Origin of the sequence: Mesorhizobium sp. M7A.F.Ca.US.006.01.1.1 (genome assembly GCF_003997935.1) — a bacterium.
Taxonomy (GTDB): domain Bacteria; phylum Pseudomonadota; class Alphaproteobacteria; order Rhizobiales; family Rhizobiaceae; genus Mesorhizobium.
Genome location: NZ_RZQL01000199.1, coordinates 1 through 13073 on the forward strand (window position 1 = coordinate 1; position 13073 = coordinate 13073).

The following is a 13073-nucleotide window of genomic DNA, read 5'->3' on the forward strand; positions in this document are numbered from 1 at the left end:
GTCCGGATGGAGCATCGCCGACTTGCGTCCCATATGCAAAAGGCCGGCCTTGATGTCGGCATTGAACTCGCCCATCACCCCGGTCGTGCTGCCGTCCGCACGCACAACATGGACCGTGTGGATAACCAGCCCGCCGGCCTTGCGCACCGCGTCGGCCAACGCATTGATGCGCGGAATGATTTCCTTGCCTTTCGGGGCAGCGACCGCCGAATCCTGCACGAAGCAGTTCTGTATATCGACGTTTATGAGGGCGGTTCTCTTTGGATCAATCTTGAAATTTGTCATAGGTGCTCCGTGTCTGGCCGCGGCATCACGACCGATTGAGATTTAAATGACCCCACTATGTGGGACGAACGACATTTTCCTCTTTTTGCCGGGAGGCCCGCTCCGACCAGAAAACTCTCGACGACAAAGCTAGCATGCCCGACGAATGCATATGAATTCTGCATTCAATCTTGGACCTTGCTTTCTGTCAACTCGCCCATATCTTTCGCAGGCTGACTCATCCCTGGTTCGGTCTTTCATAAGGCGACAGCTCGACTGCCACCCGCTTTCTTGTTTATCGCTTCCACGACCCGTCGCGGCGTGATTGGTGTCTGAAGGATTTCCACCCCTAGTCCCTTAAGCGCATCGTTGACCGCATTGGCAATCGCGCCGGCGGACCCGATCGCGCCTCCTTCGCCTACGCCCTTGATCCCGAATTCGGTATGAGGAGAAGGCGTTTCCATGTGGAGGATTTTTATGTTGGGCACGTCCGGGCAGCCGGGCAACAGATAGTCGGCAAGGGTAGAGGCAAGAGGTTGCCCCTGTCTGTCAAACGGCATTTCCTCGAACAGAGCGGTACCTATTCCCTGTGCCGCACCGCCATAGATCTGGCCCTCCACTATCATAGGATTGACCAGCGTACCGGCGTCTTCCGAAATCGCATAGTCGAGAATTTCGACCGACCCCGTTTCAATGTCGACCGCGACAACCACCACGTGCGCCGAGCCCGAATGCATGCCAGTAAGTTTTGTCGGAGCAAAACCGCCTGTGACTTCAAGCCCATGCGCATCGGTATCCTTCGGCAGGTTTTCGGGCCAAAGATAGTAGGCGCTCGCAATTTCCCGGATCGAAATATGGCCACCAGACGCGCTGACCATGCCGTCGTGGAGAGTCACCGAGTCGATATCGGTCTGGAGCATGGATGCGCCGATTTTCTTCACCCGCTCCGCCAGTTCCTTGCAGGCCCTCGCGGTTGCGCCGCCTGCCCAGATCATGCCGCGCGATCCCCAGGCGCCGCTCGAATAGGGCGATATTTCCGTGTCGCCGAGTTTGACCTGGATGTCGGCGAAATCTATCGTCAGACATTCGGCGCCGATCTGTGCCAGCGTGGTCTCGAGACCCTGACCGATGCTGTGGATGCCGCAGCGGATTTCCAGACGACCGTCGGGAGTGATGCGTGCAAAGGCTTGTTCATGCAGCACGCGAACCTTGCCCTCTTGCGTCATCGCGTGGCCGGTTTGCTCTGAAAAGATCGACATTCCGACGCCTACAAGACGACCATCGGCGCGCTTTTCTTTCTGTCGTTGGCGCACACCGTCGAAATCAATCTCGTCCATCGCCATTTTTAGCAATTGCGGATAGTCGCCGCTGTCGAACACCTTGTCGGTGATGTTGCTGTAGGGCATCTGTTCCGGCTTCACGAGGTTGACGGCGCGCACCTCGTGCGGCTCTCGGCCGACTTCGCGGGCGACTGCGTCGATCATGACCTCCATCGCGTAGCACACGCCGGGGCGGGCAACACCTCGATACGGAAGTTGCGGTGCCTTGTTGGTAGCCACTGCCGCGATGGCGCAGCGATAGACCGGGATATCATAGGGCCCAGGCAAGATCGTGGCCGCCTGGGCGGCCTCAACGGCCGACGTAAAGGGATAAGAGGAATATGCGCCGCTATCGACGGCACCGTCGGCCTCAAAGGCAAGGATCTTCCCCTTTTCGTCGGTGTAGGCGGTCATCTTGTAATAATGTTCGCGACAATTCGCGTTGGCCACGAGCATCTCTCTGCGGTCTTCGATCCAGCGGAGAGGATAGTCGACGCGCATGGCGAGCCAGGACAGACACAATTCCTCCCCTGCAAGGATGGCCTTATAGCCGAAGCCTCCACCCACGTCCGGCGCTACGACACGGATCTGCAATTCTGGAATTTGAAGATGCTTCGCCAGCCCGCTACGGACCACATGGGGGAATTGCGTTGCGCCGTGAACGATCAATTGACTGAGACGGGGATCCCACTGGGTAATAAAACCACGACATTCAATGGGCGACATCACCTGCCGGGCCGTACGGACCTCGCGCGTCACTTTGAACGGCGCCGACTTGGCGACCGACTCGATGTCTGCGTGGTAATCGATGCTGCAATAAAGATTGCCTGCCACGCTGTCATGTACAAGCGGCGCTCCAGGTTTGAGCGCTTCCAGCATATCGACCACCGCAGGGAGTTCCTCATATTCGATCGTGATCTGAGCGGCGATGTCTTCCGCTTCCGCACGGGTCGCGGCCACGCACATGGCAATGAGCTCTCCGACTTGTCGAATTTTATCCGTTGCCAGGGGAGATTGCTCGGACGCTTGGAAGCCGGGCAGGGGCGAGACCGCCCGCATGGGCAGCATATCGGTCAAGTCCCCGGCAATGATGACAGAGTCGCGCAAATGAGGAGGGATGTTCACCTTCTTGAGATAGGCGTGGGCCACCGGGCTACGCACAAATGCGACATCCCGCATTCGTGCCAGACGTAAATCGCCGATATATTGGCCGCGTCCCAGCAGAAAGCGCTCATCCTCCTTGCGCCGTGCCCTAGCGCCTACGCCATCCTTGACCAACGGAGACCTCACAAGATTGCATTTGGAATTTTGTATTCACTTCAGTCTCCCACCCAATCACGCTTGTGTCAATAAATATCGGTCGCCTATTGGTCATTCGACAGCGATGCGCCCGCGCGCCGAAATTTTTCTCCGAAGACGCAAAACTCGCACTTGATCGCCCCCCTGCCTCTGTGCAAATGTATTCATAATTCAAAATTCGCATTTCCATTCTTGGCTGTGAGGAGGACGTTCATTGAAGTTGTCGGAGACGCATCATGGTCAAAGTCGCCACGCCCGGTCGATCGGATCGCCTTGCCGGCTTCGCTATGTTCTGAACGAAGTGGACTCAGGCGCGTGAAATCCGCAGCATTCGAATATCGGCGGGCGGCCTCAATCGAGGAGGCGATGACGTTGCTCGGCGAAGAGGGGGTTTTCGCCAAGCCTCTAGCTGGTAGCCAGTCGCTTGGGCCGATGTTGAACCTTCGCATCGCGCAGCCTGACCGGCTTGTGGATATAACTTCGATTTCTGAACTGAACTCGGTTTCGGACAATCGTGATTTCGTCGACATTGGAGCATGTGTGACGCATGCGGACGTTGAGGACGGGCGCATAGTCGATGCATCCATGGGCCTACTCGCATTCGTTGCACGCAAGATCGCTTATCGTGCCGTTCGCAACCGCGGGACAATTGGCGGCAGCCTGGCGCATTCGGATCCGGCCGCCGATTGGGTGTCCGCGTTGCCGCTTTTGGGCGCCAAGGCACTCGTCGTTTCGCCAAAAGGAGAGCGTGTTCTCCCTGTCAAATCCCTGATGGTGTCCTCTTTCGTTACGGCGTTGGAGCGGGACGAGATCATCCGTGCGGTCCGCGTGCCGAAGGCGTCGCCCTCGGCGCGCTGGGGATTCACCAAGTTCAATCGCAAGGCCGGCGAATTTGCTCATGCCATTGCCGGCGTGTTCCATGATCCCGAAACAGCCGACTTCAGGGTGGTGATTGGGGCTATCGAAACGGCGCCGATCGTTGTCGAAGATGCAAGCTTCCTGTTTGGAGGCCGTTTTGACTCGGACATGCATGAGCGGCTCGATGACAACGCAGTTCTTATGCTTCTCAAGGAAAAGAACGTCGACGATGTCTACGTCCAGCAACTGGCTATCACCGCGCTCAGGCGTGCGGCAAAGCAGGCAGGTATGAAATGACCGAGATCCGCTTGGAAATTAACAGTCGGCAGGTTTCCGCCGAAGTCGCTTCACGCACCCATCTGGCGGACTTTCTGCGCGAAGAGCAACATCTGACGGGAACGCATGTTGGCTGCGAGCATGGCGTGTGCGGCGCCTGCACCGTTTTGATCGACGGCGAACCAGCGCGCTCGTGCATCACGTTTGCAGTCGCCTGCGACGGCGCCAAGGTTACCACGATCGAAGGTTTGCGCGACGATCCAGTCATGAGTGAATTGCGGGAGGCATTTTCGGTAAACCATGGCCTTCAATGCGGTTTTTGCACGCCAGGCATGCTTATCTCCTGTCGCGATATCCTCACTCGTCTCCCGGGTATCGACGAAGCGCGGATCCGCCTTGAATTGTCGGGCAATCTCTGCCGCTGCACAGGCTATGGCGGCATTGTTGCGGCGATCACGTCTGTCCAGGCCAGGCGCGAGGCGGCGGGCGAAAAGGCGCGCGAACCAAGGAGCGCCCTTGGACCAGTTGGTGCTCACAAAGCCAGTTCGGTATCGGCGAAAACGCCGGAAAAGGCGCAGCCCGCCGTGTCGCGGGCGGCAGGAGCGGCCGAACTCACCACAGTTGAGCAATGGCGCGCCGTTCAGGTGGAGGGAATTGAACTCAAGCAGTCCTTTGAGGTGGCGTTTCCGCGCGAGCATGTGTGGAAGATATTCGGCGATCTCGATCTCGTCGCGCGCTGCATGCCCGGTGCGCGTTTAACCCGGCAGCCCGTTGACAATCGTGCCGAGGGCGAGGTGAGCGTCAGCCTTGGGCCGATCGTGAGCAATTTCGCCGGCGTCGTGGAAATAGACCGCGATAACGCCAGACATACCGGCCTCGTGCGCGGTGCAGGGCGCGACGCCAAAGGCGGTTCAAGCGGCCGCGCCGTCATCACCTACGAGATGACGGAAAGAGGCGAGCGGGCGACGCGCGTCGACATTTCGGTGAGATTTCTCCTCTCGGGTCCGTTGGCGCAATTCGGGCGATCCGGGCTTGTCAGGGATGTCGCCGATCATCTCACCCGGCTGTTCGCCGCCAATCTTGAAAAGGCGCTTTCCGGTGAGGGGATCTCCGAGAGCGCCGCAAGCACCCTCAGTGCCGGCGGCTTGGCCAAGTCGCTGGCTTTCAGCTGGTTCCGGCGCGTGTTTGGCAGGTCCGGGTCAAGGTAGTCGCTAGGCGCTCGTCAGGAGCTGGCTGTCACGTTGCATCAAGCCGGCCGCGAGGCTGCGACTGCACTTGCAGGAAGATCGTCGAGAGGGCGCTTGAGTCTTCATTCGCAACGCCCGGTTTCCGGGCATCAAGGAGATTGAAATCAATGAAGAACCTGCAAGAGGTGATCGACTCGAAACATAATCTCGTAGACTATTTCTACAACGACAGTATCGCCCAGTATCACAAATCAAGAACCGGCCTGTTTGCCAGATTCATCCCTCCGGAACAGTCTAACTGGCGCGAGGAGCAGCGGGCGTGGCGCGAGACGGCTGCTCTTTTTGACCAGTCGCATCATATGCCCGTCCTCTATGTAAAAGGCCCCGATGCAAGGAAGATGCTCAGCTATTTGACCCCATGCAGCTTTTCAAACCTCTCAGCCACGCGCGGCAAACAATTCATCGCCTGCAGCCCAAGCGGCAATCACATCGGCGATTGTATGCTTTATTACTACGACGAAGACGAAAGCTTTGAACTCATAAGTGGCATGTTCGTGTTGAACTGGGTTCGCTTCCACGGGGAGACGGGAGGATACGATGTCGAAATGAAGTTCGACGCGACTTCGCCGTACAATCCGGAAGGGAGGCGGACAAAGTATCGCTTTCAGGTTGAGGGGCCGAATGCGCGCGCTATTCTTGAGCAAGCATGTGACGGCGAATGGCCGGAGTTGAAGTTCTTTCATAGGACATATGTGTCCATCGCGGGCTGCAAAGTCCAGGTGTTGCGTCACGGTATGGCCGGCCACGCCGGCGCTGAAATTTCCGGTCCCTTCGAAGAGATGGACCGCGTCCGCAATGCCATTCTCGAGGCCGGTAAAGGGCACGGACTGGTTCCGGCTGGAACCAGCAGCTATTTCAGCGCGTCACTTGAAGATGGCTGGATGCCCAACCCTTGCCCCGCGATCTATACTGGCGAGCAGCTCCGCACCTATCGTGAGTGGTTACCCGCTGATGGCTGGGAAGCGAATCTGCAGTTCGGCGGAAGTTTATACTCCAACAATATCGAAGACTACTACTCCACACCGTGGTCGTTGGGCTATGGGCATCTGGTCAAGTTCGACCATGATTTCATCGGACGCGCAGCTTTGGAGCAGTCCCAGAATGGCAAACGTCGGGTGAAGAGGTCCCTCCTGTGGGATAAGGACGATGTCATCAAGGTCTACGCATCGCAACTGACAGAAGGTCCCCTCTACAAGTCTATTGAGATGCCTATCGCTTATTTTGGCTTTCCCCAGGCAGACGAGGTGCGCTCCGAAGATGGCAGACTCGTCGGGATGTCGCAGATTTGCGGATATAACAACGTAAACGATCGATCCGTGATCTCGCTGGTTTCGATCGATGAGGACTTTGCGGAGCCGGGAACCCAGGTCATATTGACTTGGGGCGAACCGAACGGAGGTTCGCGAAAGCCGCATGTCGAGCGCCACGAGCAAACGACCATTCGCGCAACAGTCTCACCCGCCCCCTTCTCCAAAGTGACCCGGGACAAGCTGAAGGCTGCAATATAGCCAACGCTTGGATCTGGGCGGATGAATTTGGTTGACCCGGGCCTCAGGCTAAGCGCGCCCTCGTAGAGCGGGACGGACAGATGCATCCGCCTCAACCGGCTGCCGGGCGCGATGTTCATCGATAGCGCCCGGCCTCGGTGCACGAGATGAATGTGCGTTCGTTGCGGCTGACGCCAGTCTTGCCGAATACGCCCGCCCGAGCCGTTTGCAGACTGACTACCAATGCGAGGTCAGAAGGCAGATCGCAGGCTCCAGTACAGTGTTCTCGTGAGCGTCTTAGGCCGCTGGGGAAGGTGGTAGGCCCGCACCATGCCCGATCAACATCAATGGGATAAATCGTCAATGTCCGCAAAAATGCCAATGGTCACGCAGGCGACGAAGGTCGCCCGCGGCGAGCCGAAGAGCGAGTACAAGCCGGTCCATGTCAGTCCGTCGCGCCGTCAACGGAAAAGCTACACAATCCGCCTGTGGGCCGTCCGCCATTCGCTTTTCCTCGAGTGGTTCTATGCCCGCTTCGCCGACCTGTTCCTGATGCTTCATCCCCTCTGGCATCTATTTGGATACGAACGCGTAGAGGCACCGGTGACATCCATCGAGCGCGGCGTGAAAGGACTGCTTTTCGATTGCCGCATGTGTGGGCAATGCATCCTGTCTTCCACAGGCATGAGTTGTCCGATGAATTGCCCGAAGCAGTTGCGCAACGGTCCCTGCGGAGGCGTGCGCGCCAACGGCAATTGCGAGGTCGAGCCGGAGATGCCGTGCGTCTGGGTCCAAGCTTGGAAGGGTGCCAGCCAGATGCGGCGGGGAAAAGATTCCATTCTGAATATACAAAAACCCGTGGACCAGTCGCTGCGTGAGACTTCGGCTTGGCTTCGCGTCACGGCACTGGCTGCCGCCGCAAAACAGAAGGCGAAAGAAGAGTCGTCATGAATACGGCCCAAAGCGATGAGAATCTCGACGGTTTCCATCTTCCGCCTGAACTTCTTCCCGGGCACTCTTCGCAAGGGAGATTGGAGCGCGTGCTCAGGCGCGGTGAATTTGCGGTTACTGCCGAACTCAATCCGCCTGACAGCGCTAATCCCAAGGACGTGTATGAACGCGCGGCCGTCTTCGACGGCTGGGTTGACGGCATAAACGCGGTCGATGCTTCCGGCGCCAACTGTCACATGTCGTCGGTCGGCATTTGCGCTCTGCTGACGCGGATGGGCTACGCGCCGATCATGCAAATCGCGTGTCGCGACAGGAACCGTATCGCCATTCAGGGCGACGTACTCGGAGGCGCGGCTATGGGGGTGGCAAACATATTATGCTTGACTGGCGACGGCGTGCAGGCTGGCGATCAGCCAGGTGCCAAGCCGGTCTTCGACCTAGACTCGATATCGCTGCTGCAAACCATCCGCATCATGCGCGATAACGGGAAGTTTCTGTCAGGTCGCAAGCTGACCACGCCGCCGCAGCTGTTCCTCGGTGCTGCCGTGAACCCCTTCGCTCCTCCATACGACTTCCGTCCGATCCACCTTGGCAAAAAGATCGCAGCAGGCGCCCAATTCGTTCAGACGCAGTATTGTTTTGACGTCCCTATGTTCAGAACCTTCATGCAGACCGCGCGCGACCTCGGGCTCACGGAGAAGGTCTTCATCCTCGTTGGCGTCGGACCTCTCGCCTCGGCTAGGACTGCGAAATGGATACGCTCCAACGTGCCGGGTATCCACATTCCCGACGTTGTCATCGAACGCCTGGAACGCGCTCAGGACCAGAAGGCCGAAGGCAAGCGCCTGTGCATCGATATCATTAACGAGGTGAAGGAAATCCCAGGTGTGGCTGGAATCCATGTGATGGCCTACCGCCAGGAGGAGTATGTCGCCGAGATCGTCGACGAATCAGGCGTGCTGAAGGGGCGGCGGCCCTGGAAGCGCGAGCAGTCGGCCGACGCTATTCTTATTGGCGAGCGGATAAATCAACTTCTGGACGCTGAACAGAGACGTTGACCAAGTTGGGTCGAATCTCCGCGCAAACATTTCGAAAGTGCGGATCTCCAGGGGCTTGGAACCACGCGGCCCGCGAACCCGAAATATGAATTCATAAAACATAATGCAGATTTTTATTGCGGCTATCGACCAGCGTGTTATTGTATCATTGCGCGAGGGAGAGACCGGCAACACGCCGGCGCCGAAGGAGCAACCGCCCCGGAAACTCTCAGGCAAATGAACCTGCGCATAACGACATCTGGAAAGAGGCCGCCACTGCGGTCCGCCGAAGGAGCAAATCTCTCAGGCAAATATACAGATGGGGCGACGTCAAACCGGTGTGCCGGATTAATATGAGGTCGCTTATGGCTATCGCGCGAAAAGATTCGCAAAGCTCACCTGTACTTATGCCGGTCACGACCGGCGTCTTCGATATGTTCAAAATCGGAATCGGACCGTCCTCTTCGCATACGATGGGCCCGATGAACGCAGCGCGCGCTTTCGCTGAGCGGTTACTTGCGGTCGGAACGGCTCCTGCAAAACTCCGTGCTGCTGCGATGGGGTCACTGGCCTGGACTGGTGTCGGCCATCGCACGGACAAAGCCATTCTGCTTGGTCTTTCGGGCTTTCGACCCGACAATTTCGATGCGGAACAAGCAACGAGTAGACTCGCCGCGATCGACGAAACGATGACGCTTTGTCTCGCCGGCGTTCTGGATATTCCGTTCGATCCCCTGCGGGACCTGGTCTTGGACAAAAAGACGCGCGCGGCCGTGCATCCCAATACCATGCGCTTCGAAGCACGTGATGAAGCGGGCGCACTTGTCCTAGCCGAGGACTGGATTTCGCCGGGCGGCGGCTTCGTACGATGCCTTTCAGATCACCACACTGAGGCCGGTCAGGCGCCGCTTCGACACAGCTTTTCAGGCGGCGCCGACCTGCTCGCGCTGGCGCGGGCCGAAAGCAAGTCCTTTGCCGAGATCGCCCGCGAGAATGAACTCGCTCGCATTGACGAGCGAGCCTTAAACAGAGGAATCGATCGTATCATTGAAACCATGTTCGCCTGCATCGAAGAGGGGCTTGAAGCCGAAGGCACGCTCCCTGGCGGCTTGAACGTTAGACGCCGCGCCAGATCGCTGTTTACCGATTTGGAAGCCAAAGACCGGATGAACCAGGCTACGCCGACACGCTACCTCGATTACGTCGCCGCGTTCGCCATGGCAGTCAACGAGGTCAACGCGTCGGGAGGCCGGGTTGTGACCGCTCCGACCAATGGCGCTGCGGGCGTCGTGCCCGCCACCTTGCGATATTACCGTGATTTCTGTTCGGGTTCAGATCAGGCCGGACTCCAGACCTTCCTTTTGACCTCCGCGGTCATCGGCACGCTTATCAAGCACCGGGCGTCGATTTCGGGCGCCGAAGTCGGTTGCCAGGGTGAAGTCGGCTCGGCCTCAGCTATGGCGGCAGCGGGGCTATGCGCGGCGCTCGGCGGCAGCAACGAGCAGGTCGAAAACGCTGCCGAAATCGCACTCGAGCATCATCTCGGCATGACGTGCGATCCGATCGGCGGCTTGGTGCAAATTCCTTGCATCGAACGCAATGCGTTTGGGGCGTCCAAGGCAATAGCCGCAGCCTCCCTGGCGCTACGCGGCGATGGATGCCACAGCGTCAGCTTCGACCAGGTCGTTGAGACTATGCGCCAAACCGGGCTCGATATGCATTCAAAATATAAGGAGACTTCAAGGGGAGGCCTAGCAGCCAATGTGCCGGAATGCTGATGGTGCTGCGATTGCAGGAGTGTGTTCGGTGACTCGAACTGGTGCTCCTGGCAACTGCCATAGGCCGAAATCTCGGCGGCTCCCCCGCGCCTTATAATCCATCCAGGCCGCCCGCGCGGTTGGGTCCGATGGGCATTTGACCGAAGATAACTGAGCGGCTGGTCGACCAGCGAAGGAGAATAGCATGTCGAATTTTCAATGCGCGCCGGGCGGAGATCCGGTCTTCGCGTCTATTGCCCGTGAGTTGCATAGGCAACAAAACCAGATTGAGTTGATTGCCTCTGAAAACATCGTTTCGGACGATGTGCTTCGTGCCTTGGGTAGCGTTTTCACAAACAAATATGCGGAGGGTTATCCAGGCCGGCGCTATTATGGCGGGTGCGAATTTGCTGATGAGGTGGAAAGCCTTGCCATCGAAAGGGCAAAAAAGCTTTTCGGGTGTGCGTTTGCGAATGTGCAACCCCACTCCGGCGCGCAAGCCAACACCGCAGTGTTCATGGCGCTGCTTAAGCCTGGCGACCGGTTTCTGGGCCTTTCGCTCAGCCACGGCGGCCACTTGACCCATGGGTCGAAAGTGACGCTATCGGGCAAGTGGTTCGAGGCGCATTCCTATGAAGTACGTCAGCAGGATTGCCAGATCGACTACGACGCTCTCCGCGACCGGGCGCGTGAAGTCCAGCCAAAGCTTATCATCGCCGGGGGATCGGCCTATCCGCGCTTTATTGATTTTGAGGCGTTCCGAACAATTGCGGATGAAGTTGGCGCATACCTGATGGTGGATATGGCACATTTCGCGGGCTTGGTCGCCGGCGAAGTCCACCCATCTCCCATTCCCTATGCCGACGTCGTTACGACCACAACACACAAGACGCTACGAGGGCCCCGCGGCGGCATGATTTTGACGAACGACGAGGCGCTTGCAAAGAAGCTCAACTCTGCCGTCTTTCCTGGGATACAGGGTGGACCGCTCATGCATGTCATTGCAGCCAAAGCCGTAGCGTTCGGAGAAGCTTTGGCTCCTGAGTTCAAGATCTATGCGCATAATATTGTCAGGAACGCGCAGGGCTTGGCAGACATGCTGGTTCAACATGGCTTCGACATCGTCTCGAACGGGACCGATACCCACCTTCTGCTTGTGGATTTGCGCAACAAGGGAGTCAACGGGCGGGACGCGGAAGTGGCGTTGGAAACCGCCGGTCTCACCTGCAACAAAAACGGCATTCCGTTTGACCCGGAAAAACCCGCAGTGACCTCGGGCATCCGTCTCGGATCGCCGGCCGGTACAACCCGTGGTTTCGGCTCTGAGGAATTCGGCCAGATCGGTCATTGGATTTCCGAGGTTGTCGAAGCGATGGGAAGCGGACCGGATGCGCTGGGGAAGGTACAGAAAAGAGTGCTAGCCGAAGTCGAGGCACTCTGTTCTCATTTCCCGCTTTATCCGCAGAGCAAGAGTGGCACAGCTCCGTCGATCTCCACGTCGAGATAAGGCATCCCTTTTAAATGAGCCGCCGGGAGAGACGCGCGTATTTGAGATACATGGAGCTGGATCGCCCGCCGGCGCTTGACAACGGTCTCGTCATCTCTATTTTGAATTCAAAATTAAAGATGCAGAATTCGAAACTGCGCTAATCTCTCGGCAAAGGGGAACTATGATGCACACATTAAAGATGCCCACGTTGTGGGCAGCGTTGACCTCTGTTCTGATGCTCACGTCGGCGGCCCATTCCCAGCAGACCATCAAGATCGGTGTTAACGAGCCGGTGACCGGTGTGTTCGCCGCGGGCGGCGCGGACACCATCCACGGTGCCCAGATCGCGGCAGACGAGATCAACGCCAAAGGCGGGGTGCTGGGCTTTCCAATTGAACTCGTCATCGAAGACAACAAGAGCACGCCCACTGACTCGGCCGCCGCCGCCGAGAAGCTGATCGTGCGCGACAAAGTTCCGGTACTGATGGGCTCCTACACCTCGACGCAGACTTTGGCCGTTCTTCCGAAGCTAATGGAATATCAGGTGCCAATGGTGGTCGAGACTGCATCGTCGAGCAAAGTGACTACACAAGGCAACCCCTGGGTGTTCCGGATTTCTCCCACGATCGCGATCGAGGCCGAGAACTTCGTCAAGGAGGCGGTGAAGCTCAATATAAAAAAGGTGAACTTCCTGCTGGCGACCAATGACTTCGGTATCGACGGCTCCGCGCGCTTCCGCGAACACTTCGAAAGGGCAGGCATCTCGGTCGGAGTCGAAGAGAGAATGGATCCCACAGCGCAGGACCTTAGCGCCCAGCTCTCCAACATCAAGGCGAGCCCCGCGGATGCGGTCATCGTGTTCAGTTTCGCCGACCAGGTAGCGTTAGTCCTGCGCCAAGCTCATACAATAGGCCTCAAGCAGACCGTTATGGTTCCCGGAGGATCCGCGCAGCCCGATCTTCTGATCGAGTTGACCGGTGCGGCGGCCGAGGGCAGCTTCTACTCTGCCTTTTTCAATCAGTGGACGCCCGAAGCCGCGCAGAACTCTGATGTAGCCGGCGCTCTCACTCAGGAGTGGCAGAGGCGGGG

General features: G+C 58.0%; 10 protein-coding genes and 1 riboswitch. Of the genes, 8 read left to right on the forward strand and 2 right to left on the reverse strand.

What is annotated here, in order from left to right; genetic code table 11:
- Nucleotides 1-285, reverse strand: a 285-nt coding sequence (locus EN943_RS27455; protein WP_127415393.1) for an isochorismatase family protein, incomplete at its 3' end; no start/stop codon positions are given.
- A 236-nt stretch (nt 286-521) separates the two neighbouring features.
- Nucleotides 522-2861 carry a xanthine dehydrogenase family protein molybdopterin-binding subunit gene (locus tag EN943_RS27460; protein ID WP_127415394.1) on the reverse strand — a complete coding sequence of 780 codons (2340 nt, stop codon included), beginning with the start codon at nt 2859-2861 and terminating at the stop codon, nt 522-524.
- 336 nt (nt 2862-3197) lie between these two features.
- Between EN943_RS27460 and EN943_RS27465 the strand changes: the two genes are divergently transcribed.
- From EN943_RS27465 to EN943_RS27500, 8 genes are all read left to right on the forward strand, one after another.
- The gene (locus tag EN943_RS27465) at nt 3198-4037 is read left to right on the forward strand and encodes an FAD binding domain-containing protein (protein ID WP_127415395.1); all 840 of its coding nucleotides are present in this window, start codon (nt 3198-3200) and stop codon (nt 4035-4037) included.
- A complete protein-coding gene (locus EN943_RS27470) occupies nt 4034-5224 on the forward strand; it encodes a 2Fe-2S iron-sulfur cluster-binding protein (RefSeq protein ID WP_127415396.1) in 1191 nt (396 codons plus the stop codon). The genes EN943_RS27465 and EN943_RS27470 overlap by 4 nt, the downstream gene beginning before the upstream one ends.
- A gap of 146 nt (nt 5225-5370) precedes the next feature.
- Nucleotides 5371-6771, forward strand: coding sequence for an aminomethyltransferase family protein (locus tag EN943_RS27475; protein WP_127415397.1), 1401 nt, complete (start codon nt 5371-5373; stop codon nt 6769-6771).
- A gap of 342 nt (nt 6772-7113) precedes the next feature.
- Nucleotides 7114-7701, forward strand: coding sequence for a methylenetetrahydrofolate reductase C-terminal domain-containing protein (locus tag EN943_RS27480; protein WP_127415400.1), 588 nt, complete (start codon nt 7114-7116; stop codon nt 7699-7701).
- The gene (locus tag EN943_RS27485; RefSeq protein WP_127415398.1) at nt 7698-8759 is read left to right on the forward strand and encodes a methylenetetrahydrofolate reductase; all 1062 of its coding nucleotides are present in this window, start codon (nt 7698-7700) and stop codon (nt 8757-8759) included. The genes EN943_RS27480 and EN943_RS27485 overlap by 4 nt, the downstream gene beginning before the upstream one ends.
- A 144-nt stretch (nt 8760-8903) precedes the next feature.
- Nucleotides 8904-8993, forward strand: a riboswitch (glycine riboswitch).
- 110 nt (nt 8994-9103) lie between these two features.
- Nucleotides 9104-10516 (forward strand): L-serine ammonia-lyase, encoded by a 1413-nt coding sequence (locus EN943_RS27490; RefSeq protein WP_245476002.1) that lies wholly within the window; start codon nt 9104-9106, stop codon nt 10514-10516.
- A gap of 184 nt (nt 10517-10700) precedes the next feature.
- Complete coding sequence (gene glyA, locus EN943_RS27495; protein ID WP_127415399.1) at nt 10701-12002, forward strand: serine hydroxymethyltransferase; 1302 nt, start codon at nt 10701-10703, stop codon at nt 12000-12002.
- A gap of 166 nt (nt 12003-12168) precedes the next feature.
- Nucleotides 12169-13073 (forward strand): ABC transporter substrate-binding protein (locus EN943_RS27500; protein WP_164778403.1); only part of this gene is annotated, 905 nt, incomplete at its 3' end.

Bases quoted from the DNA above. Each gene is read 5' to 3' on its own strand.
- EN943_RS27470 (WP_127415396.1), top strand. From the start codon at position 4,034: ATGACCGAGATCCGCTTGGAAATTAACAGTCGGCAGGTTTCCGCCGAA.
- EN943_RS27475 (WP_127415397.1), top strand. From the start codon at position 5,371: ATGAAGAACCTGCAAGAGGTGATCGACTCGAAACATAATCTCGTAGAC.
- EN943_RS27480 (WP_127415400.1), top strand. From the start codon at position 7,114: ATGTCCGCAAAAATGCCAATGGTCACGCAGGCGACGAAGGTCGCCCGC.
- EN943_RS27485 (WP_127415398.1), top strand. From the start codon at position 7,698: ATGAATACGGCCCAAAGCGATGAGAATCTCGACGGTTTCCATCTTCCG.
- EN943_RS27490 (WP_245476002.1), top strand. From the start codon at position 9,104: ATGGCTATCGCGCGAAAAGATTCGCAAAGCTCACCTGTACTTATGCCG.
- glyA (WP_127415399.1), top strand. From the start codon at position 10,701: ATGTCGAATTTTCAATGCGCGCCGGGCGGAGATCCGGTCTTCGCGTCT.